The following is a 24,332-nucleotide window of genomic DNA, read 5'->3' as shown; positions in this document are numbered from 1 at the left end:
GACGGGTTTTTTGTGTGCTTTAAAACATTCAAAAGGAGTGATTGTAGATGAAGAAAGTAGATGTAAAAGAGTCAGCTGTAGGGAGAGAAACACGTATTCGCAAACAGTGGAACGAGCAAAGCATTTTCGAGCAATCAATTCAGAATCGAGAAGGCGCACAATCTTTTGTGTTTTATGAAGGACCACCGACGGCGAATGGATTACCGCATGTAGGTCATGCACTTGGACGAACAATTAAAGATGTAGTAGCAAGATATAAAACGATGGCTGGTTATAAAGTATTAAGAAAAGCGGGATGGGATACGCACGGCTTACCTGTAGAATTAGGTGTTGAGAAGCAACTCGGTATTTCTGGTAAACATGAAATCGAGGAGTACGGAATTGAACCATTTATTAAAAAGTGTAAAGAGAGTGTATTCACATATGAAAAGCAGTGGCGTGAATTCACTGAAAGCATCGGTTATTGGGTAGATATGGATGATCCATACGTTACGTTAGAGAATCCATATATCGAAAGTGTATGGCATATTTTAGGGACGATTCATGAAAAAGGATTATTGTATAAAGGGCATAGAGTTTCACCATATTGCCCAAGCTGTCAAACTTCACTAAGTTCACATGAGGTTGCCCAAGGGTATAAAACAGTAAAAGATTTAAGTGCAACCGTTAAGTTTAAAGTGAAGGATAGTGAAAATGAATATTTCCTAGGTTGGACGACAACACCTTGGACACTTCCAGCAAATGTTGCACTCGCTGTACATCCAAATATGGAATACGTGAAAGCAAAACAAGAAGGTCATGTATACATTGTTGCGAAAGAACGTGTACAAGATGTATTAAAAGAAAACTATGAAGTATTATCTGTTCATAAAGGAGAAGAATTATTAAATATTTCTTATACAGCACCGTTTCCGATGAAAGAAGTTACAAATGGTTACCGCGTTATCGGAGCAGATTTTGTAACGGCAGATAGTGGTACAGGACTTGTTCATATTGCTCCAGCATACGGAGAGGACGATTATAGAGTCGTGCAAAGTGAAGGATTGTCATTCTTACATGTTGTAGATGAGAAAGGCGAGTATACAGAAGCAGTACCATTTTTGAAAGGGAAGTTTGTAAAAGATTGTGACGTAGATATCGTTCGTTATTTAGCGAAGGAAGGTTTACTATACCATAAAGAAAAGTATGAACACAGTTACCCGCATTGCTGGCGCTGTGATTCACCACTTCTTTATTATGCAGGAGAGAGTTGGTTAATCCGAACGACTGCAATTAAAGATACATTTTTACAAAATAATGATTCTGTTACTTGGTATCCAGATCATATGAAACATGGACGCTTTGGTAAGTTTTTAGAAAATATGGTGGACTGGAATATTAGCCGAAATAGATATTGGGGAACACCATTAAACGTATGGGAATGTGAAAGTTGCGATCATCAATTTGCACCGAAAAGCATTGATGATTTAAGAAAGCATAGTACGAAAGAAACACCTGAAGATTTAGAATTGCATAAGCCATATGTAGATGAAGTGCAAGTTTGCTGCGAAAAATGCGGAAGTACAATGAATCGTACACCAGAAGTAATTGATGTTTGGTTTGATAGTGGTTCGATGCCATTTGCGCAATATCATTATCCGTTTGAAAATAAAGAGTTATTTGAAGAACAGTTTCCAGCAGATGTAATTGCAGAAGGAATTGATCAAACACGCGGCTGGTTTTATAGTTTATTAGCTGTATCAGCACTATATACTGGAAAAGTACCGTATAAACGAGTGCTATCACTAGGGCATGTTCTAGACGAGGAAGGACAGAAAATGTCTAAAAGTAAAGGGAATGCACTAGATCCAGTTGATTTAGTAGGGAAGTTTGGTGCAGATGCTTTAAGATGGGCTCTACTTGTTGATAGTGCTCCGTGGAATGCGAAACGTTTTTCTGAAAGAACAGTACTGGAAGCGAAATCTAAATTTGTAGATACGTTAGTCAATGTGTATAGCTTCTACGTTTTATATGCAAATTTAGATGAGTATAATCCGAATGAAACATATGACGTAAAGCGGACGAAATTGGATGAATGGGTATTATCAAGATTGCATAGCACAACGAAAAAAGTGAGAACAGCACTTGATGATTATCAATTTACGAATGCAGCTCGTGAAATCGCGGCACTTGTAGATGAAGTAAGTAACTGGTACGTAAGACGATCACGTAATCGTTTCTGGGAATCTGGTATGAATGCGGAAAAAGCAGCTGCGTATGAAACACTTCATGACGTGCTTGTGACAATTAGTAAATTAATCGCACCGTTTACACCGTTTGTCGCTGAAGATATTCATTTGAATTTAACTGGAAGTAGCGTTCATCTAGAGGATTATCCAGTTGTAAATGAATCATTACTTCAGCCGAAATTAGAAGCGGAAATGGATGCTGTTTTACAAGTTGTTGAACTTGGAAGAAGTAACCGTAATCAGCATTCTTTAAAAGTAAAACAGCCGTTAGCGGAACTTGTACTACTTGAGCATAATGAAAATGATATGGACTGGGAATCTTATCGTGATATCGTCATGGATGAGTTAAATGTGAAGGCGTTCCATGTTGAACTAGATGAAACGAAATATACATCCTATCAATTAAAACTGAATTTTAAAAAGGCTGGGCCGAAGTTCGGTAAAAATGTGAATGCAGTAAATGGCTGGTTAAAACAATTATCACAAGACGAGGTACAAAACTTTGTCTCTACAGAAAGAGCGGTTTACGAAGCAGCATCAGGAGAAGAAGTAGTTGTAACGACTGAAGATGTATTAGTAGAGAAAGTTGCAAAATCAGGATTCTCTAATACGACTAACGGACAATATACAGTTATGTTAGATACGAATGTAACGGAAGAATTGTTACAAGAAGGAGTAGCACGTGAGTTTATTCGCGCCGTTCAAGAATATCGTAAGCAGTTGAATTTACCAGTAAATTTACGAGTGGATGTTATTCTTGATACAGAGGAAGAGCTACAGCAAACGTTAACGAATCATAAAGAGTTGTTGGAAGAAAACTTACTCGTTAAACAATTTACATTTGGTCACTTAACGAATGAAGACGATGAACTTTCTTTAGGTGAGACAAAAGTCCGCATTAAATTAAGTGCTGCTCAGTAAAGAAAAAAGGAAGTTGGAATGATTCTAACTTCCTTTTTGTGTGCTGGAAATGTATCCGGTTATTTTCCGCATAATCCATTCGATAGGACCTGTAGCACATATCTTACCAAAAACAATACTGTAGAAATATATTTCTACAGTATTGTTTTCGCTTTACACATAAATATTGAGAAACTTTCACTCACCCTAAATGGAAAGGTAATAGAATTGTTTATAGAGAATTAAACGTAGATTCAATTTTTATCCATCCATTGTGTAAAAAATGATTGCCTAGTGGGAATGGGGAAAGGTTGAGCTACTTTATTAGGGGGAGTGGTTCTATGTTTAATAAAAAAATGGTGGCAATGGCGATGACTGTGCCATTAGTAATGGGGACGCTTTCTACTGTTTCTGCAGTAGAGACAAAGAAACAAGTAAAGGTGGAAGCTTATTCGCCACAGAAAAAAGCTATTGAATATTTAAAAGGGAATGCCAATCAGTACGGATTAAAGCCAGACCTTTCAGACTTGCAATATATTTCTACAACAGAAACGCCTGTAGCTTCATATGTTAGGTTCCAACAAGTTGTGAATGGTGCACCTGTATTTTCAAATCAAATTACAGTAACTCTAAACGGAGAAGGAAAGGGTGTACTTGCTGTTTCTGATTATCAACCTATTAAAGCTGTGAAGCAAGTAACGGAAAAAATTAGTGAAAAAGATGCAATACAAAAATCAATGGCGTATGTTGGAGAAGCAAGTGAGCAAAACTTATGGGCTCCTACAGAGAAAGAATTTGGATACATTATTGAAGAGGGAATTGCTCGTCCAGTATATAAAGTGGTTGTCCATTCTAATAATCCATTTGGTGCATGGGAAACATTTATTGATGCGGAAAATGGAAAGTTAATTAAAAAAGTTGATATAAACCGAAAAGTAGAAGGAACAGGAAAAGTATTTTTACCTAACCCTGTCGTATCAAGTGGGAGTTTAGCAGGATTAAAAGATAATAACGATGCAGATTCAACAGCGCTAACGAATCAATTAAAAACTGTTACGTTAAAAGGTTTAGATGGGACAGGATTTTTAATTGGAGAGTATGTAACGATATCTTCAAAAGCGAGAACAAAATCTACAAACTTACAATTTAACTATACACGCGCAAATGATAGCTTTGAAGATGTGATGTCGTATTATCATATCGATACTTTACAACGTTACATTCAAAGTCTAGGTTTTCAAAATATTAATAATCGCTCCATTAAAGTGAATGTGAATGGAACGACGGCGGACAACTCATTTTATTCTCCGACAACGAAAGCTTTAACTTTTGGTACTGGCGGAGTAGATGATGCAGAAGATGCGGGTATTATCGCACATGAATATGGGCATTCAATTCAAGATAATCAAGTCCCTGGCTTCGGTAGTTCTGCAGAAGGCGGAGCGATGGGAGAAGGGTTTGGCGACTTCTTAGGTGCTACTTATGAAGATGCTGTATCGACTACAGGTTACGGAAAAGCATGTGTTGGAGAGTGGGATGCAGCGGCTTATTCTAGTTCAGATCCAACGTGCCTACGCCGATTAGATACGAATAAAGTGTATCCGAAAGATATAAAAAATCAAGTACATGCTGACGGTGAAATTTGGTCACAAGGACAATATGAGATGGCACAAGCTTTTGGCCGTGATGTTGCAACGAAAATTATTTTACAATCACATTGGTCATTAACACCAAACTCTAAATTTAGCGATGGAGCAAAAGCAATTAAGCAAGCAGATGCTCTTTTATACGGCGGACAACACGCTGCTGATATTGATCGTATTTGGGCAGCGAGAGGAATTAGTACGAATTAATATAAAAAGTCGTGGCATTGATAAGCCACGACTTTTTAATTTGCTTTAGAACTGGTACTAGTAAAGTAAGCTATATGAATGTTAGTGTGAATTTATTCGCATTTCATTTATTTTTTCGTTTTTAAAAACAAAATGCTCTTTAAATTTTCTAGACTCCACTTTTTGACCATTTCTCATAGAGCGGAAAGGGTGTTCTTGCCATGTAATAATTACATCAACCTCATCTGCTTTTGTAGCAACTGGAAAATTAGCATGTTCAAACCCAGTTTTTCCACTTGCTAAACGACTTTCCTTTAGAGAGAAGAGTTCATATTTTGTTTTTGTTTTTGGCTCGTTGCGGAACACTTCGACATGTACGTTATATACTTCACTGTTTCCAACATTTTTTACTGAAAATTGATATGTTTGAAATTCATCTTTTTTAGCTTGAAGCTTTTTTTTGTTTGCTTTTTTCGGTTCAGCAATATTTACTTGCCATTGATCAGAGTTTTGGGAGATTGGTAAAGATTTTGGTGAATAAGCATACGTTTCATTTACTACAATTAGGCATAACAAAAGGAGAAAGAAACTAATTGCTTTTTTCATATAAACACCTCACTATAAAATTTTTATTAATATGCGTAAATAAAACCGAAAATATGTAATAAAATGGAAATAGGTGATAATTTGATTCAAATGAATTTGAAAAAACTTGAAGAGGTAATAAATGGAGAAGGATTACACGAATCGTTTCATCAATTAGAAATACATGGTGTCTGCATAGATTCCAAAAACATTAAAGAAGGAAATGTATTCGTTCCAATCATTAGGGTGAAGGATGGGCATGAGTATGTGAAAGAGGCAATGGATAATGGAGCTATCGCTTCCTTATGGAAAAAGTCTTACGGTTCTCCGCCAAAAGGGATTCCAATTATATTTGTAGATGACACTTTGTTTGCTTTGCAACAATTGGCACAATTTTATCGAAGAGAGATAAATGTAAAAGTAATCGGAATTACCGGTAGTAATGGAAAAACTACGGTAAAAGATATAATAGAAGGTATTTTAAGGTCAACTTATAGAGTGCATAAAACAAAAGGTAATTTTAATAGTCAAATCGGTTTACCGTTAACAATTTTAGAGATGAAACGAGATACAGAGTTTTTAATACTTGAAATGGGGATGAGTGAAAAAGGACAAATTCGAAATTTATCACGAATCGCACAGCCAGATGTAGCGGTGATTACAATGATTGGACAGTCTCATTTAGAAACGCTTGGATCAAGAAAAGAGATTGCGAAGGCTAAATTAGAGATTATTGATGGGTTAAGAGAAAATGGTTTGTTCTTATATAATGGTGATGAGCCATTGCTTTCTCGAAATAATAAAACGTCGAGTGTAAATTGTAAGACATTTGGTGAAAAGGATACAAATGATTTGTTTCCAACAAACGTACAATTAGATGAATATGGTGTTCATTTTAAATTAAATCATACAAAAATACAGTACGATGTTCCCTTACATGGAAAACATAATATTTTTAATACGATTGTTGGAATCGCTGTAGGTCAATTTTCCAAAGTCCCTACAGAAAAAATACAAGAAGCATTGCAACAAATAAATATTACACAAATGCGCTTTCAGTTTTTAACCGCTAAAATAGGTTTTACAATTATTAACGATGCATGGAATGCCAGTCCTTCCTCCATGAAGGCTGCAATTGAAACGTTACAGAAGTTAAATGCCTATAAGAAAAAAATTATAGTGATTGGGGATATGTTGGAGTTAGGGAAGAAAGCGGAAACATATCATAGAGAAATTGGTAAAATGTTAAATGAGGAGAACATTCAATATGTATTTACGTATGGTGAATTAGCCAAATTTGTAGCGGAAGAAGCAAGAAAGAACTATCATATAGGTAAAGTACAGTCATTTGATAATAAAGCCGAGATAGCAGAGGAAGTATTAAAAGTAATAACGAAAAAGGATGTCGTATTATTGAAAGGTTCACGTGGAATAGCTTTAGAGGAAATTGTCCAAAAGTGGATGTGAAAAATCAAAATTTATTTAAAAATGCTTGCATTTTACAAAGTGAAGAGATAGAATACTCTGTAAATATAAAAAGTGATGATCAGGAAAAGTACATGATGCAAAGATCTACAGAGAGCAATCAGTTGCTGGAAAGATTGCGATACCGCATGATGGAAAGACACCTGTGAGTGTTGCTTTGAACGTGATAATTAGTAAAAGCAAACGGTACCTACCGTTATCAGGACTAAGATGGTCATTATGACAATTTGGGTGGTACCGCGGAAAAATCCGTCCCTATTTATAGGGGCGGATTTTTGTATTCTTTGAAAGGGGGTGAGTGACCGTGGATGATGACGATGACAACAACAATAACGTAAATAAATATAAAATTACTGGAGGGAAATGTAATGGGGCAAATCATGAAACGTTCACTCACAAAAGAATGTACGGAGAAAAGCGGAAAGGTTGTATCACTTCAAGGCTGGGTAAAAAAGATTCGTCATCTAGGTAATGTTAGTTTTTTATTATTACGGGACAGAACAGGAGTCATTCAATGTGTATTAGAAAACGAATTCGCTGGATTCAAAGTTGATGTAGAAAGTATTGTTCACGTAATTGGTGAAATAGTTGAAACGTCAAAAACAGAATTAGGCGTAGAAGTACTTGCTCACGAAGTGAAAATTTTAAATGGAGCAGAGCCTCTTCCGTTTGAAATAAATAAAAAGAAGTTACAAGTTGGTTTAGATCAACTACTTAATGAGCGAGTATTATCATTAAGACATGAGCGAACCACGGCGATATTTAAAGTGAAATCTACACTCGTTCAGAGCTTTAGTGAATTACTTATAGAGAACGATTTCACACGTATATTTACTCCGAAAATTGTTTCACAAGGGGCAGAAGGAGGAGCGAATGTTTTTAAGCTTCCATACTTCCAAAAAGAAGCTTATTTAGCACAATCACCACAGTTTTATAAACAAATGATGGTAGCTGGGGGACTCGAACGTGTTTTTGAAATTGCACCTGTTTATAGGGCGGAACATCACAATTCTTCCCGTCATTTAAATGAATATATATCGTTAGACGTAGAGCTTGGCTTTATTCATGATTTTCATGAAGTGATGCAATTAGAAACAGATGTTTTACGATATATGTTTCAACAAGTAGCAAAAAACTGTGAGAAAGAACTACAACTATTACAAATAGAAGTACCTGTTATTACTGAAATACCGAAAATCACATTGTTAGAAGCACAAGAAATCTTGAAAAGTAAGTATTGTAAAGAATCTCCTGTAGGGGATTTAGATACAGAAGGTGAAAAGTTACTAGGGAAATATGTGAATGAAACATATAAGAGTGAATTTGTTTTTATTACACATTATCCGAAAGAAGCGAGACCGATGTATACGATGCCGAATAACGAGAATTCTTCTATTACTGACTCGTTTGACTTATTATATAAAGGATTAGAAATAACATCAGGAGCACAGCGAATTCATAATTATGAAATGTTACTAGATTCTTTTAAAGAAAAAGGATTACATCCCGATAAATTTCAATCGTATTTAAATACATTCCGATACGGTTGTCCCCCGCACGGTGGTTTTGGAATTGGCTTAGAGAGAATTGTATATAAACTTTTAGAATTATCGAATGTGAGAGAAGCGAGTGCTTTTCCGAGAGATTGTACGCGTCTTATACCGTAACATTAGCACCCTTCTATAGTATAGAAGGGTGCTTTGCATTTCAATAAAAGTGAAAGAGAATAATAATATTTTTTGTGTGAAAATATGTAAATTATATTAAGAACATTTTATAATGAATTGAGAAAAAGAAAATTCATAAGTTATAATGAAATATGAATATAAAAAAAGTTCATATAATAATGTATGGAAGGGTATGAAACATGTTATATCAAACTCAAGCAACACAACAAACACCAGCTTATATAATTTATCTTCTAGATGTAAGCGCATCAATGAACCAAATGATGGATGCAGGCGGAGAAGAAAAAAGAAGAATTGATATTGTAACGGATGCTCTTTCTTTAGCGATTCGCCAAATGGTATTTCGTTCAACAAAAGGTAGTCGCTTGCTTCCAAGATATAAGTTATCTATTTTAGCATATAGCGATCATGTTTTTGATTTATTGGGTGGTGTGAAAACAATAGACGAGGTAGCAAGACTGCGCCCACTAGAAAAAATCCAAACGCATCGTTTAACTGATACAGCAAAAGCTTTCTCTGTAGTAGAGAAGTTATTGCAAAAGGAATTGCCAAATTTACAAGACGGACCAGCTCCTGTTGTTTGTCATATGACAGATGGTGCTTCAACTGGTGAAGATCCAGAATTAATTGTGCGAAGAATTATGAATATGTCTGTACCTGATGGAAATGTACTAATTGAAAATATTTTTATCTCAGATGAAATCATGCAAGAACAAATTACTAATATAAAGAAGTGGGAAGGCATTATGCCAAATACAGAGATTACAGATGAATATGGTGCAAAGTTGCAAAGACTTTCATCGCCTATCCCTCAAAGCTATCGTGAGATGATGACGGAACATGGATTTCATATTGCAGATGGTGCGGTGATGATGTTTCCTGGGACAAATGCGGACTTAGTATCACTTGGATTTCAAATGTCTGCTGCAACGCCGGTTCGATAGAAGGGGGAAGTATGGTGAAATATATCCTATCGCAAAAGAAAGAAACGGTATTGCAAGAAAAGAAAACTAAGCATTTTACTTATCAATATAGCTATGTTAGAGCAAAGGAAACGCAGGATTTAAATGAGAGTGGACAGGACTTCCTAGCATTTCAAGATAATGGAACTAGTTTCATATTTGTGTTATGTGATGGTGTAGGGCTGTCTTTTCATGGTGAAATTGCTGCAGAATTTCTAGGTATGAAGTTATTAAACTTGTTTGAAACGTATCAAGAAAGCGGACGGGATATTGCTGCATTATTAAATGATCAGTTGGAAAATTGGATAGAAGAAGCTTCAGAAGAAGTGAGTGCATTTCGATTGCCAGAAAAAACACCATGGTTACTTCGCGATGTATTGGAGGAAAAGCGAAAACAAGGTAGTGAAGCGATGTTTATTGGCGGGAAAATAGAACTTATTCCAAATCAAGATAAAGCACACATAGCGATAGTTACACATGGTGATTCATTTGTACAATTGTTTCAAGATAAGGAGAATTGTTCGAATGTAATGAAGTTTGAGAGAAATATAGAGAAAAGATGGTCTACACAGCGTGGCATTATTGGCGGGGAATTGGCGGTTTTTTCAAAGACATTATCTAGACAAGAAGCTAATCGGATAGTTATTCACTCAGACGGACTTGCACCACTTAAGCAGTATAATTTTGAGGAAGTGTTAAAAGAAATCGAGAGGGCACAAAACTCTCCGACAAGTGATGATATTTCATTTTTAGATGTTTCTTGGTAACAAACACGATGGAAAAAGGTGAATAAACGTGGAAGAGATTATTGTGACATACATAAAACAGTCAAATGAAGAAATTGATATTGCAATTCCAAATGACGTAAAAGCGGTACAAATTATTGAAGCAATTTTACATCATGAAAAAATAGATGAAGCATTGAGCAGTACCTATGAAATTAGAGTGGCAAAAGATAAAGAAGAATGGCATTCTATTCGAAATGATGAAACGTTGCGCGATAATGATTTGTGGGATGGACAATATGTAATGCTATATAAAAAAGGATCGATTATCCCTTCCTTTGAAATGCTACCGGCAGAAGAAGTTTATAATGAACCGGTTAAACAAGATATATCTACTAGTGAAGAAGATTATGTATGGAAAATTATTGAGTAATAGTTTTTGAATGGGGAAGGAGAAATGTTTTGTGCAAAAATCACCGTATTTTCAACGCTCTCCGCGTGTGAAAGTAGATATACCAACAGGGGATGTTATTATTCATGATCCGCCGAATATACCGGAGGAGCCGAAGTTTTCAATTGAAACAATGTTACTGCCAGCAATGATGACGGTTTTAACATTGGTATTATATTTTGTAATGATGAAATTTATGAAGATGAATTCAAGTTATATGCCATTAATGATGGTTTCAAGTATTCCAATGTTGGGATCATATGTAATTACAACGATGGGGCATTTCCGTAAAAAGAAAGAACATCGTCAAATGGTTGAACAATTACAAACAAGATATTTAGAGCAAATTCAAAAGCATCGAGTGGAATTAGATACGCTAAAGGTTGAACAAGCAAAATATTTAATTACACAAAATCCAAGCCCATTAAAAAGTGTACAAAGAATTGAAAATCGGGAAAGTAATTTATGGGAGCGTACACCTGAAAGCCCAGACTTTTTAGATATTCGTATTGGTACAGGAGAAAGACGATTTCTTGTAGAATTAAAGGTGCCTGAACAGAAAGGTTATGAAGAAAATCCATTAGTTACAGAAGCGCAAAATGTGAAAAGGGATTTCAATACGATACCAAATGGGCACATTTCAATTTCTTTGAAAAAAAACGATGTAATTGGTGTAGTCGGAAATAAAGAAGATAGACTAAACTTTATTCGAATTGTAACGACACAAATTATGACGCATCATGCACCAAATGAAGTGAAAATAGCAGCATTTTATCATGAGAAGGAGAAAAAGCAGTGGGATTGGATGAGGTGGCTTCCTCACGTATGGGATGAACAGAGAAGTATGCGCTTTTTATCTGAAAATCAACAAGATGCACAGAAACTAGCTGAAGTACTATTTACCCCACTTAACATGCGTAGAATCTATAATTCTTCTGCGCAAGCGGATGCAAAAGTTCCTTTAATTCCGATGTATGTCTTTTTCTTATCAGCGAGAGAATTTTTAGAAGATGACCCTTTAACTCCAATGTTACTTAGAGAAGGTGAAAGTGTAGGAGCTTCTACATTTATTTTTGCGGAACAAAAGGAACGGCTACCGATGGAATGTGATCTTGTTATAAGTTTAAATGGAGAAAATGGTGAGTTAGTCGAAACGTTTTCAAGTTCAGCTGAGAATAGTGGGACAACGCGTGCTAGTTTTAAAGTAGATCGACTTTCATTCGAACGATGTGAACTAGGAGCGCGAAGCATTGCTCCAATTCGGATGAAAAGCTCTACAGCAGCCAACATTCCGAAAGTATTAACATTTTTAGACTTGTTTCAAGCTAAAAACATGGAAGAGTTACAAGTGCTAGAGCGCTGGAAAGAAAATCGATATCCGACTTCATTACCAGTTCCAATTGGTGTAAGAGAAGGAAGTAAACCTGTTTTTCTAAATATTCACGATAAAATAGAGAAAAAAGGGCATGGGCCGCACGGTCTAATGGCTGGTACAACTGGATCAGGAAAAAGTGAAGTGATTCAGTCTATAATAGCAGCGTTAGCAGCAACCTATCACCCTCATGAGATGGCATTTATGCTTATCGATTATAAAGGTGGTGGAATGTCAAACACCTTTGCGGGATTACCGCATATTATTGCATCTATTACGAACTTAGAGGATCCAAACTTAATTGAGCGTGCCAGAATTTCATTAAAAGCAGAATTAGAACGAAGACAAAAATTATTCATTCAGGCTGGAAATGTTCAGCATCTAGATGAATATTACGAAACAAGCTGGCGTGAAAAAGAACCTTTACCACATTTATTTATTGTTATTGATGAGTTTGCTCAAATGAAAAAGGAACAACCTGAATTTATGGACGAGCTAATTAGTGTTGCTGCCATAGGAAGAACTTTAGGGGTTCACTTATTATTAGCAACTCAAAAACCTTCAGGGGTTGTAAATGACAAGATTTGGAGTAACTCACGTTTTCGAATTTGTTTGCGTGTACAAGATGACGCGGATAGTCGTGAAATGTTAAAAATTCCAGATGCATCAAAAATCAATGTACCAGGACGAGGGTATCTCCAAGTTGGTAGCAATGAAGTATTGGAATTATTCCAATCTGCATGGAGCGGAGCACCTTATAATCCAGATGAAGAGAAAGTGCTTGATATTGTTGATTTTACAGAAGTGAAGCTTTCCGGTGAAAGAATAAAAGTGAAAAAGCGCCCCAAACCAATGACAAATAGTCCAAAACAATTACAAGCTTTTATTCAATATGTACAAAGCGTATCAGAAAAAGAAAATATTAAAGCATTACCAGGACCATGGCTGGATCCATTACCAGAAAAATTATTGTTAAAAGAATTTTATGCTATGGAAAATTGGACAATTGCTGATTGGAATAAACCGAAAGAATATTTACAAGTAACAGTAGGATTAATTGATGATGTTGCAAATCAAGCGCAATATCCCCTGAAGTTAGATTTACAAGAAGGGCATTTAAATATTTATGGTATGCCAGGTACAGGGAAAACGACGATGTTACAAACGATTATTATGTCCTTAGCTGTATCTCACACACCAGAAGAAGTGAATTTCTATGTTATTGATTTTGGTCGAATGTTCTTAGATTTTAGAGATTTACCTCATATAGGCGGGATTATACAAGAGGGCGAAAATGAGAAAATGAAACGTCTATTCGGATTTTTAAAGCAGGAAATCACGAATAGAAAAGAGAGTTTTTCTAATATTGGTGCAAAGTCATTCTCTATGTATAACCGAATGGTAGAAAAGAAAGTACCAGCTATAGTAGTAATGGTAGATGGTTATATGAGATTCAAAAATGAATTCGAGAAAGAAAATGAAGTACTAGAATTGTTATTGCGTGAATCAAGTACATACGGAGTATATTTCTATTTCTCTCTGAATCAAACAATTGATATGTTCGATCGTGTTCGTAATAATATACCGATGGCACTTACATTCGAATTGCAAGATGGAACAGAATATCATAACTTAGTTGGCAGACCTAAATTCCCGTTAATTGAAGTTCCTGTTGGCCGTGGATTAATGAAAGGGCAACCACCGGAATTATTCCAAGCAGCATTGCCGTTTATTGGGGAAAGTGAACTTGAGTACTCTCAACAATTAAAAACAATTATTCAAAAAATGAATGGAGAATGGAATGGTGAAAAAGCAAAAACTATTCCAATGGTGCCTAAAGAAATATTTGTAGAGCATATGGTTGGGAAATTAGAAACAGCTCAAATTTCAGCAGGTATAGAAACAGAGGATATTCGTTTACAAAGCTTTTCTTTAGATGAAATGAGTCATATATTTATTGGAGGAAGAATAGAAGGTGGAAAAACATCGCTATTACAAACACTTCTGTTCACTACTACATACCAATACTCGCCAGAAAAGGTTGAGTTATACTTAGTAGACCTTGGTGAAAGACCTACAGGTATATTAGCTCTTGGAGATTTACCTCATGTGAAGAAGAAAGTTACAGATGCTATACAATTAAAAGAAATGTTAGATGAATTGTTAGAGTTAATAAATAATAGAGAAGCAGTAATGCCTACTTTAGATCCCAACGTAACAGTGGAGTTTCCATACAAGAGAATAATGATTGCAATTGATGATATTGATCAAATGTTAACTGTATTATCTACTGATTATGAGGCGAAAAATAAAATGGAACTAATAGTCCAAAACTGTAAAAATAAAGGGGTTCACTTTATGACTGCAGCTACTACGTCTAGCCTAAATAGTTATTCTCATGAAAAATGGTTTGCAGAAATTAGAAAGAGAAGTATTGGATATTTACTGGGAACGACACAAAATAACGATGTGTATTTCTTTAATATGAAACTGCCACATACTGAAATGGATCAAGAATTATTAAGTGGAGATGGATATTGCATACGTAGAAAGCCAATAAAAATAAAATGTGCATATACACCATTACATTTACTTCGCACGATGATAGATAAAATTAGTGTAAAATGGACTGAATTAAAAGTGAAATAATATTAAAATAGGGTTAAATTACTATAAAATAGAATATTTTTGTAATTTAACTCTTTAAAAATTGTATGAATATAGTTTATAATCTAATTGTTGTATCATTTATGATTTGAAAGGGGAAATTATTACAATGGCAGAAATTAAAATCACACCAGAAGAACTTGAAAGAATCGCAGGAAACTTTAAAAACGCAGCAGGAGAAGCACAAAGTCAAATTAATAGACTTGAAGGCGATATTAATAGTTTAGAAGGACAATGGGCTGGGGCAACACAAGCGAAGTTCCGTGGAGAATTTATCCAATCTAAACAAGCAATGCAGCAATATATTCCAATTTTAGAGGGTATTTCAACAGATTTAAAACGCATTGCTGATAAATTCCGTAACACAGATAACGCATACTAAGAATAGAACAATTGCAAAAGACCAGGAGCTATTGTTCCTGGTCTTTTTTGTGAAAAATTGTTATACGAGAGTAAGGGGATAAAATGGGATTCCGACCAGAAGTAGGAGAAAAAATTAGTCTGAATAAAGATGTTTATCGTTTTGAGAAACACCCAGCTGTAATTGGTATTGAAATGCCGTATGGGCAAGAAGGTAGACAAGGAACAGTCTATCAACTGCAACATGAAAATGGCATGGAACGAATTGCATTAAAAGTTTTTAAGGAACGCTATCGCGAGGAAAAACATCAACTAGCATTTTTGAAACCACTTTCTTCCATAGCGGGTCTTAAAGTATGTTCACGCTATATCGTTACTAAAGAAGAACATATATCTGCTATCGAAAAATCAGAAGACCTTGCTAATAGTATTGTAATGCCTTGGGTTGAAGGACCAACTTGGGCTGATATTTTACAAGAACAACGAATGTTATCAAAAGAACAATGCTTCTTTATTGCAGAAGCATTTCTTACAACACTTAAAATGATGGAGGAAAATGAAGTTGCTCATAATGATTTATCGTCTAGCAACGTACTCATACCTTTCTTAAGTGAAAATCCAATTGAAGGCCAACACTATATCGAACTTGTTGATGTTGAGCAAATGTATGGTCCAAAAACGAAAAGACCTTCGTTATTGCCAGCAGGTTCAGCGGGTTACGCACCAATGTATTTAAAAAGTGGAGTATGGCAAAAAGAAGCTGATCGATTTGCAGGTGCCATTTTATTAGGAGAAATATTGAGTTGGTGTAGTGAAGAAGTTCGAAATAAAAAATGGACGGATGCAAGTTACTTTAAAACGGAAGAAATGCAGAAAGAATGTGAAAGATATACGTTACTTCAGCAAGTATTACATAATCAATGGAATGGGGAAATTGCAAAATTATTTAAGCAGGCATGGAGTAGTAACTCTTTCGCAGAATGCCCAAGCTTTGCACAGTGGTACGATGTATTTCATAGCGTGAGAGAAAGAATAAAAATTGATGCGGAAAGGCAGTCAGCAGAAGAACACTCTCTTTTTGTATCAAAATGTTTGGAAATTGCAAGATTATTAGAAGAGAGAGGATTTAAACAAGCGGCATTATATGAGTATAAAATAATTTTCAATTCACTCAATCCATCAACAGCTCTGCAAAAAGAACTCGCATATATCATTCAAACTATGGAGAGTCAAGAGCCTGAAATAAATAAAAAAATGGTCCTACAACATTATTTGGAATTAGCTACTGAATTGGAACGAGAAAACAATGCAGCATTTGCTTGTTTCGTCTATTCACGAATCGTACAATTTCCAAACATTGATCAGGCGTTAAAACAGGAAATTGCAAGCATTATTGAAGAGATAAAAGAAGGGCAAGGAACAGAGACGCAGCAAGAAGTAGCAGCTACAATTACAGTTCCAAATAGTATTCTACAGAGCCGGAAAAAAACGAAAAAACAAGTGGAATATGATATAGATGATGAGATTTTAAATGCAAAAGCATCAAATCAACCACTTACAGTAGCGCATGAACAAAGTGAACCATCAGCTTTTTCGACATGGTGGAAAAAGAATAAAAAACGGATTTTGATTATTGGCTCAACTGTAGTTGTTGTGATAGGTGGTTCAACGTTATTTTATTTCTATACAACAAACGCGAAATATCAAAAGTTTATGGAACAAGCACGACAAGCTTATGATAATAAAAAATATACAAAAGCAGAAGAGGCTGTTGGACATGCAATTGCTGTGAAGGGGAAAGACGAGGCATATCTCCAATTAGCAACGATTTACGTTGCTGAAGGAAAAAATAAAATTGCAATCGACTATATTACAAAACTAATAAAAGATCGAGAAATAGATAAAGAAAATAATGAAGCTGCTTATTTATTAGCTTCAGCAAATTTCCGCATTGGAAAATATCAAGAAGCAGTGCAAAATTTTGAACAAGCGTTAGCAAATAATGCAAAAGGAATTGAACCATACAAAAAAGATGCAATGCGAGATTTAGCTGTAAGTCATATGAAAATGAAAGAATTTGAAAAGGCAGAAGATGTTATTGTCAAAATGAGCACGAAAACAAATGAGGATAAGGCAATTGTTTCGTATTTAAAAGGTCAACTTTCAACAGCAACTGTACAGTTAGAAAAAGCAGAATCTTTCTTTAAAGAAGCTATTATGCAAGATTCAAAGAATTCGATATATACAATTGAACTTTCAAATTTATATGTGCTTTGGAATAAAACAAACTTAATTGATAGTGCGAAGAAAGAAATGAATTATCAACAAGCATCTCACATTTTACAAGTAGCGATTCAAAAAGATATGAAAAATATTGAGTTGTTAAATCAATTAGGAATTGTGTATTACGAAGCGGGCCAATTTTATGAAACGCGAGATGGCGCAAAGAGTACTGCTGCATATCAGCAAGCGTTAGAAGCTTACAATAGAGTTGTTAGCAGTGGAACACGCGACATAAATACACTTGTAAATATAGGGATTTTATACGATAAAGTGGGACAAGGAAATGAAGCAGAGAAGCTTTTCACAGAAGCATACTCACAAAACGATGAAAATCCGCATGTGAATTTTGCATTTGGGATGTTTAAAATTAAACAGAAAAAATATGAGGAAGCAAGTCGCTTCTTAAGAAAAACAGTGCAGGCAAATGAAAATGAATCCGAAGTAAGAGCCGCCCAAGAAAAACTAACAGAAATGAAAACAAACGGTTGGATTCAATAAAGATAGGAAAAGGGGAAAAGGACATGGAGGAAAACAATAATAACTTAGGGAAAAAAGTCGCTATATCAGTAATGTCAGTAGCTTTACTTGGAACGTCAGGATATCTTGTGTATGACAAAGGCTTTAGGACAGCAGGAAAAGAGCCGGTAAAACTAGCAAGTAATACAGAAGAGAAAAAAGATGGTCGTATTACAGGGGGCGATTTACAATCTATGTTCCCAAATTTAGTCGCTGATCCTGCAAAAAAAGATGAAAAACCCGGCGAAAAACCAACTATTAATTTAGCAGACTTAATTGGAAATAATAAATCTCCAATTACACCAGTAACGTATAAACCTGATGAAGTATCGGTGGAAAAGAAAGATCCACAAATCAAATTATCAGATGCACCAACTCCACAAAAACTAGATTTACCAACTAATATGGTTGGACCTGTGGCAGAACCGACGGGAAATTTGCCTGAACCGGGAAAAGTGAATGATAATAAACAACAACTTAATGGGCAAGAAGGAGATGGGAAAAATCCAGAACCAAATCCGGGTCCACATCCAAATCCGAACCCGGAGCCAAATCCAAATCCGGGTCCAAATCCGAACCCAGAACCAAATCCAAATCCGGGTCCAAATCCGAACCCAGAACCAAATCCAAATCCGGGTCCAAATCCGAACCCAGATCCAAATCCAGAACCAAATCCCAAACCAAATCCGGATCCAGAACCAAAGCCAGATCCAGAACCAAAGCCAGATCCAGAACCAACACACCCAATAATTACAGTATCACCAAAAACGGGAGATATTTTAGTTGAGTGGTACGCTGGAAATGGAAAATACTATTCATCTGTTTTCTTTAATGATTTTTATACGAGTCAAAAAGAACTGGATGAAAATGCCTTAAATAATTTAACGAACTACTATAGCAAAAAAGAAGACTGGACGCTCGTTAGCCAATTGAATACACCATCAAAATCAAAATCGATAGCTGAACATAAGTTAGCGTTAGATAATGTAGAACAAATTCTTACAAGTGGTGAATATTCAAATGAGAGAGCACTATTCTATTTACGTAATCAAATGAATGTACTAAATGAATCGGTTACTACACAAGAAGAGTTACAAAGATATTTAAGTGAAAATAAGAAAGATTATATTAAATCTGTAGCAGAAAAAGTTTATCAAACAGCAACAGAAGAAAAAAGAGAGTGGTCAAATACAGGGGATGTAGCATCTTTAGAACAAGCGTTAAGTAAATTTTATTTAGTTACATCAGTATTTGAAAGTGTAGATCCTACATTAGTAGAAAAAGCGAATCAAGATGTAGAAGATATTTTCAACAAGCTATTACAAGAAGAATTACAGAACCTTAATATCCAAACATCAGTAGTGATGTCTGCAACTGAGACAAAAGAAAAAGCAAGCCCTGTAAAAGAAAATACTAGCAGTAATGAAGAAAAAGCAATTACAGAAAAAAATGAGGCAACAAGTACACTAGCTGAGAAAAAACAAAAAGATGCAAAGACTGAAGGTGCCAAAAATAACGAGAAAACAAGTAATATCGATTCAAGTACTCAAAAAGCACAAGTGAAATCTGAACCATTTAGTCAAGAAATCGATCAAATAGAAACATATTTAAATCCAGCGAATCCACAATATGAAAAAGCTTTACTATTAGCAAATCAGTATGTTGACGGGGCAACAGGAGAACAAAAAGAAAAATTAGAACAGCAATTTAGTGCGGCTGTAGAGGGACTTCGAGGACAAATAAAAGATTCTAAATTTACAGTGGAAGATGCTATAAATAAAGCGAATTTATTAGCAAATACGGCAAGAGTAGAAAAATCTGTTCAAGATGAATCTCATAAGTTATTAATGCCGCTAATGTTTGAAAGAAAAGCAAACGATGCTGCAAATAATGGAGAATATTATACAGCGGTATTAAATATTGCAAATGCAATTCGTACAAAGCACCCATTGGAACGTTCAAGAGAAGAAATGGTGAATTATGCGAATAAATTATGGACAGATACAGAAAATGAATGGAATAAAATAAATGGAACGACAGGATGGCAAAGTGAAGTAGGTAAAACATTATTACCATCATACACATTACTTGCACAGTTAAAAGATATTGACAAAACGATTGGCCAAATTAGTGGTATGAATATGATTGATAATGCATCAAAAAAAATGGAGGGAATTCAACTTGTGCAATTAGCAGGTGATGAAGCAAATAAAGAAGGACAAACGAGCCTTTATAATGCTTTACATTATTATGGTCAAGCAGCTTCACGCGGTGTTGTTGACAAAACAGGATTTTCTAATGTTGCTGGTCTTGTAATTAAAGAAGCAAAACAGTTAGAAAAAACGCAATATAAATCAGCGTTAAATAACTATCAAATTTTATATAAAACACCAGGTATTGAAGAATTAGGAATTAAAGATGGGGTAAAAGCAGCAATTGAGTATTTGAGTACATTTGAAGCTGCAAAGGTAAGCGGGAATAAAGATACGATTGAAGATTTAGCATCAGCAATTGAATTAACTTATCATTCTATGGAACTAGGATATCCGGAAGCAGATGCAAAAGAATGGATGAATACGGTAGCTCTAAAAATGTTTAATAAAGGTGCAGGATATATGTCCGCAACTGATACGAATAATGCATATAAATGTTTTGAATTTTTAAGTCGTGATAAATATGCAAATGCTATTAATGGAGAAATAACGAAACAAGCAAAAGAGAATGTAGAAAAAATTAAATCTATGAACGTTAAAAAATAATTAGATTTAACATTCGCCATCTTACCTTGAGTAAGGTGGCGAAATTATTTCGCATAAGGAGTGAAGTTCAATGAATTTACTAGAAATTTGTCCATTAGATGAGGCGTTAGTGGAAGCTTTACAGAATGAAGAAAAAAGAGTTCGTTTTTATGAGATATTACAGAAATCAAATTTGTACGTTGTTGCTTCGGTAGAGGGAGATACAACTGTAGATGAAGAAGGGAATTTGATTTCAACTGAAAATACACAATTGCAAATTCATTATTTTGAAATGGAAGAAGGATTAATGTTACCACTATATTCTGATTTGAAGCATTTAGAAATGGTTATTCCAGAAGAATGTCCGTATGTCTCTATGAATGCAGTTGAATTATTAAAGACAATAGATTTAGAGGCAAATGTAATATTAAATCCAGGAACAAAATTTCAAAAATTATTTGTAAAGGAAGAAATTGAAGCGATTTGTGATAATAGTATTTTTGATGTTTTTTCTAAAGGGGATAAGTAAAAATTGATGCAGTTCTATTCCTTTTTGGTATAAAATAGAGGAAGGTGGGAGAAGGTTTGGAAATTAAGGTCAAACCTGAACAACTCGAACAAATTGCCAAAAACATATCAGAGATGCAAACACACAGCCAGAACATACAACAAAATCTCAATCAATCTATGTTTAGTATTCAAATGCAATGGCAAGGAGCAACGAGTCAGCATTTTTATGGGGAATATATGAGATCAATGAGACTCATGGAATCTTACATACGTAACTTACAAGTTACAGAAAAAGAATTACGGCGTATCGCTCAAAAGTTTCGTCAAGCTGATGAAGAATATCAAAAGAAACAAAATGAAAAATTGAAAGAAGCCCATAAAAAAGAAAAGAAAAATGAAAAATCATGGTGGGAAAAGGGAATAGAAGGAGCAGCTGAATTCATTGGAGTAAATGATGCAATTCGTGCAGTTACCGGTAAAGACCCTATTACAGGAAAAGAATTATCAACAAAAGAAAGACTCATCGCCGCAGGATGGACACTCCTAAACTTTGTTCCTGTTGGAAAAGTGGCAAGTCTTGCTGGAAAAGGAATAAAGTATGTCGCTTCTAGCTTTGGGAAGACGATTGTAAAAGCAGGAAAAAAACTAGGCGAAGGCGTAACAATGGTAGCTGGAAAAGCTGGCAAAGCAGCTGTCGATGGCATAAAAACAGCCAGCCACAAAGTAAAAGAGGGTGTAAACTTTGTAGCCTCCACAGCAAAAGGATTTGCCGACAAAATCGGAAGCCTATGGAACAAAGGCGCCACAACCGTAAAAACAACCTTCTTGCAAGGGAATGAAAAGATCCAGCACGCAGTAAAAACATTAATGGAGTATAAATGGATCCCCGGTGAGGGAAAAGGCTTCGCCATGGCTGGAGTAGGAAATGTCTCAGGAGGAGGACAGTATTCTCTGAAAGAGGCTTATCAGTATATGGAGAGTAAGGTTGTTAAGGGTACGGGTGAAGCTATAGGGAAAATAAATATTCCTTCTATTAGGAATGGAGAGTTCAATAAATGGTTTGACGAGTTATCTTCAAAAGAGTTTAATAAAATGTGGGAGAACCCTAAGTTAAGAAAAAGGATTGAAGATAGAATTCGAAGACCGGGAGGATATCATGAGTGGCATTTGGTGGCAAGAACTCCAAAGTTTAAAGAGTGGGGAATATCAATGAATGATATAAAAGAAATGAGAACTTTAACAAAAGATGTAAAATTTGTTAATCCACCTGGTGTTCATGGTGGCGAAGGTTCTACAGTAGCTCATAATCAAATTCTAAGAATTATAGATACATCAAAAGATTATGAAACCTTTGTAAAAAGATTAAATAATTGGGCAGAAGATAGATTGGAAAGCGGAAAGATGGGATTACCAATTGAATTAAGGAGGTAGTAAAATTATGAATGACCATGTATCAATATGGATTGGGAATTTTGAGAATGAGGAAGAGTTAATGAATTATACAAATATTGAGTATACAGAAGATGGAGACAGTATTTCTTCAACTTTCGAAAAAGACTTTAACTTAGATTATTATGATCGCGATTTAATTGAAAAGAAATGGATTAGTAAATCGACAAACAGTGTGAAGGATTTATTAGATGGATTTTCTTACTCCGATCAATTTTTAGAACAGTTTGATACTATAAGATATAGTGAAGAATTTAATGCTGCTATTCTAATTTACAATTTGAAATATGATGCTCAAAAAACAAAAGGTAAATTTAAAAATAGTGATTTGAAGTTTATCGGTGTGGCACAATATACAATTACTGTAGATGATAGATGGTAATTTTTTAACTTTATGAAAGTATATGAGTTAAATTAAGCGTATTAAAAACCTTGAGTGGCTGATTGCCTTTCAAGGTTTTTTTACTTTAGTTTAAATTAAATAAGCTAATATTTGAGTGGGACAATTTGTTAATCCAATAGGTAAACATGGTGATATAGGTTCTACTACAACACATAATGAGTTGTTAAAAATTATTGATAGTTCTTTAGATTATAGTACATTTAAAAGAAGATTAAAAAATTGGGCACATTATAGATTGAAAGGTGGAATAAATTCATTACCTGAAGGCTTAAGATAAGTGATGTTACTATAATTTATATATAGGGGGATTCATTATGGAAAAACCGAGCGTAATGTCTTTATGGATAGGTAATTTTAGAACTAAGCAAAGTCTAAAAGAATATGTTGAAATTAAGTTTGATGAAGTTGGGGACAGAATTCAATCTAAATTCATGAGAGACTTTAATATTGATTTTATTGATTATAACCAAGATTTATTAGAGAGTATCTTGATAGAGGGCTCCACTACATCGTTGACTACCCCTTTAAGTGGTTCCTCTTACGAAGCGGAAATTTTATCACAATTTGTGGAACATTATGGGGAAGAATTGCCAGAAACCTATGATTCTGTTATTAGATTATATGATTTTGAGTACGATGGAGATATAGATGAAGTTAAATTTAAAAGTGGAAATTTAATTTATATGGGGTCAGTTGTATATGAGGAATGGGATGAATAGTTTGTGATTTAGTGAAGGAAACCAATACAATTAGCTATAGTAACTGCCTAAGTATTTATTACAGGACTTATAGGTTATATACTAGAGTGATAAAGCATGTGGTACTAAAATTGTATACACAGTCAGGTAAGGCATGAGAACGAAAAAGAATAGGCTGTTAAAAAGTAAAGACCTCATGATGGTTGTACCATCATAGAGTGTTATGTGCAATGATAGAATAGAAAATAAAGTATGAGCTTAGGCGAGATGACATTTTACCGGGCGATAAATATAAACACATGGAATGTGTACGAAACTAACGAACTCGTACAAACTCGTAAGTTTTAACGTAGTAGTTGTCATGACATATAAAAGGTGTCATACTGTTACTATAAAACTTACAAATTTATGCTACTTAACAACATATGAACTTAAAGCACTTGATTGTCTATGATAGGCAACAAGTGCTTTTTTCGTCTT

16 protein-coding genes and 1 other annotated feature are annotated in these 24,332 nt (G+C 34.9%); of the genes, 15 read left to right on the top strand and 1 reads right to left on the bottom strand.

The window, feature by feature from the left end; all coding sequences use genetic code 11:
- Positions 1-47: 47 nt before the first annotated feature.
- Positions 48-3,149 carry an isoleucine--tRNA ligase gene (gene ileS, locus AC0L0O_RS14165; RefSeq protein ID WP_428888742.1) on the top strand — a complete coding sequence of 1,034 codons (3,102 nt, stop codon included), beginning with the start codon at positions 48-50 and terminating at the stop codon, positions 3,147-3,149.
- 320 nt (positions 3,150-3,469) lie between these two features.
- A complete protein-coding gene (locus AC0L0O_RS14160; protein WP_000482297.1) occupies positions 3,470-4,981 on the top strand; it encodes a M36 family metallopeptidase in 1,512 nt (503 codons plus the stop codon).
- Between the two features lie 81 nt (positions 4,982-5,062).
- Here AC0L0O_RS14160 and AC0L0O_RS14155 read toward each other — a convergent pair whose 3' ends face one another.
- Positions 5,063-5,566 carry a hypothetical protein gene (locus AC0L0O_RS14155; protein ID WP_131370159.1) on the bottom strand — a complete coding sequence of 168 codons (504 nt, stop codon included), beginning with the start codon at positions 5,564-5,566 and terminating at the stop codon, positions 5,063-5,065.
- Positions 5,567-5,647: 81 nt separating this feature from the next.
- On the opposite strand from AC0L0O_RS14155, the gene AC0L0O_RS14150 reads away from it, so the two are divergent.
- From AC0L0O_RS14150 to AC0L0O_RS14090, 13 genes are all read left to right on the top strand, one after another.
- Complete coding sequence (locus AC0L0O_RS14150; protein ID WP_473785826.1) at positions 5,648-7,012, top strand: UDP-N-acetylmuramoyl-tripeptide--D-alanyl-D-alanine ligase; 1,365 nt, start codon at positions 5,648-5,650, stop codon at positions 7,010-7,012.
- 66 nt (positions 7,013-7,078) lie between these two features.
- Positions 7,079-7,290: a binding site (T-box leader), on the top strand.
- A 108-nt stretch (positions 7,291-7,398) separates the two neighbouring features.
- Positions 7,399-8,697, top strand: a complete 1,299-nt coding sequence (aspS, locus tag AC0L0O_RS14145) for an aspartate--tRNA(Asn) ligase (protein ID WP_000529810.1) — start codon at positions 7,399-7,401, stop codon at positions 8,695-8,697.
- A gap of 200 nt (positions 8,698-8,897) precedes the next feature.
- Positions 8,898-9,662, top strand: a complete 765-nt coding sequence (locus AC0L0O_RS14140; protein ID WP_000966846.1) for a vWA domain-containing protein — start codon at positions 8,898-8,900, stop codon at positions 9,660-9,662.
- An 11-nt stretch (positions 9,663-9,673) separates the two neighbouring features.
- Positions 9,674-10,447: a protein phosphatase 2C domain-containing protein gene (locus AC0L0O_RS14135; protein ID WP_000241763.1), complete on the top strand. Its 774-nt coding sequence runs from the start codon at positions 9,674-9,676 to the stop codon at positions 10,445-10,447.
- Positions 10,448-10,475: 28 nt separating this feature from the next.
- A complete protein-coding gene (locus AC0L0O_RS14130; RefSeq protein ID WP_473785825.1) occupies positions 10,476-10,838 on the top strand; it encodes a hypothetical protein in 363 nt (120 codons plus the stop codon).
- Positions 10,839-10,869: 31 nt separating this feature from the next.
- Positions 10,870-14,877: a type VII secretion protein EssC gene (gene essC / locus AC0L0O_RS14125; RefSeq protein WP_473785824.1), complete on the top strand. Its 4,008-nt coding sequence runs from the start codon at positions 10,870-10,872 to the stop codon at positions 14,875-14,877.
- Between the two features lie 127 nt (positions 14,878-15,004).
- Positions 15,005-15,277 (top strand): WXG100 family type VII secretion target, encoded by a 273-nt coding sequence (locus AC0L0O_RS14120; protein ID WP_000807831.1) that lies wholly within the window; start codon positions 15,005-15,007, stop codon positions 15,275-15,277.
- Between the two features lie 83 nt (positions 15,278-15,360).
- Entirely contained in the window at positions 15,361-18,036 is a 2,676-nt protein-coding gene (locus AC0L0O_RS14115) for a tetratricopeptide repeat protein (protein WP_000506924.1), read from the top strand.
- A gap of 23 nt (positions 18,037-18,059) precedes the next feature.
- Positions 18,060-20,813, top strand: a complete 2,754-nt coding sequence (locus AC0L0O_RS14110) for a hypothetical protein (RefSeq protein ID WP_473785823.1) — start codon at positions 18,060-18,062, stop codon at positions 20,811-20,813.
- Between the two features lie 70 nt (positions 20,814-20,883).
- Positions 20,884-21,321, top strand: coding sequence for an SseB family protein (locus AC0L0O_RS14105; protein ID WP_001050360.1), 438 nt, complete (start codon positions 20,884-20,886; stop codon positions 21,319-21,321).
- Between the two features lie 56 nt (positions 21,322-21,377).
- Positions 21,378-22,733 carry a WXG100 family type VII secretion target gene (locus AC0L0O_RS14100; protein ID WP_473785822.1) on the top strand — a complete coding sequence of 452 codons (1,356 nt, stop codon included), beginning with the start codon at positions 21,378-21,380 and terminating at the stop codon, positions 22,731-22,733.
- Between the two features lie 7 nt (positions 22,734-22,740).
- Entirely contained in the window at positions 22,741-23,133 is a 393-nt protein-coding gene (locus AC0L0O_RS14095; RefSeq protein ID WP_473785821.1) for an immunity 22 family protein, read from the top strand.
- A 335-nt stretch (positions 23,134-23,468) separates the two neighbouring features.
- Entirely contained in the window at positions 23,469-23,873 is a 405-nt protein-coding gene (locus AC0L0O_RS14090) for an immunity 22 family protein (protein ID WP_000414707.1), read from the top strand.
- Positions 23,874-24,332: the final 459 nt, after the last annotated feature.

This window comes from Bacillus sp. GS3m_15504 (assembly GCF_055825275.1).
The sequence above is the reverse complement of the archived record's forward strand: the minus strand, read 5'-3'. Positions and strand labels throughout refer to the sequence as shown.

Bases quoted from the DNA above. Each gene is read 5' to 3' on its own strand.
- AC0L0O_RS14155 (WP_131370159.1), bottom strand. From the start codon at position 5,566: ATGAAAAAAGCAATTAGTTTCTTTCTCCTTTTGTTATGCCTAATTGTA.
- AC0L0O_RS14105 (WP_001050360.1), top strand. From the start codon at position 20,884: ATGAATTTACTAGAAATTTGTCCATTAGATGAGGCGTTAGTGGAAGCT.
- AC0L0O_RS14090 (WP_000414707.1), top strand. From the start codon at position 23,469: ATGGAAAAACCGAGCGTAATGTCTTTATGGATAGGTAATTTTAGAACT.
- ileS (WP_428888742.1), top strand. From the start codon at position 48: ATGAAGAAAGTAGATGTAAAAGAGTCAGCTGTAGGGAGAGAAACACGT.
- AC0L0O_RS14115 (WP_000506924.1), top strand. From the start codon at position 15,361: ATGGGATTCCGACCAGAAGTAGGAGAAAAAATTAGTCTGAATAAAGAT.
- AC0L0O_RS14095 (WP_473785821.1), top strand. From the start codon at position 22,741: ATGAATGACCATGTATCAATATGGATTGGGAATTTTGAGAATGAGGAA.
- AC0L0O_RS14110 (WP_473785823.1), top strand. From the start codon at position 18,060: ATGGAGGAAAACAATAATAACTTAGGGAAAAAAGTCGCTATATCAGTA.
- aspS (WP_000529810.1), top strand. From the start codon at position 7,399: ATGGGGCAAATCATGAAACGTTCACTCACAAAAGAATGTACGGAGAAA.
- AC0L0O_RS14140 (WP_000966846.1), top strand. From the start codon at position 8,898: ATGTTATATCAAACTCAAGCAACACAACAAACACCAGCTTATATAATT.
- AC0L0O_RS14160 (WP_000482297.1), top strand. From the start codon at position 3,470: ATGTTTAATAAAAAAATGGTGGCAATGGCGATGACTGTGCCATTAGTA.
- AC0L0O_RS14135 (WP_000241763.1), top strand. From the start codon at position 9,674: ATGGTGAAATATATCCTATCGCAAAAGAAAGAAACGGTATTGCAAGAA.
- AC0L0O_RS14120 (WP_000807831.1), top strand. From the start codon at position 15,005: ATGGCAGAAATTAAAATCACACCAGAAGAACTTGAAAGAATCGCAGGA.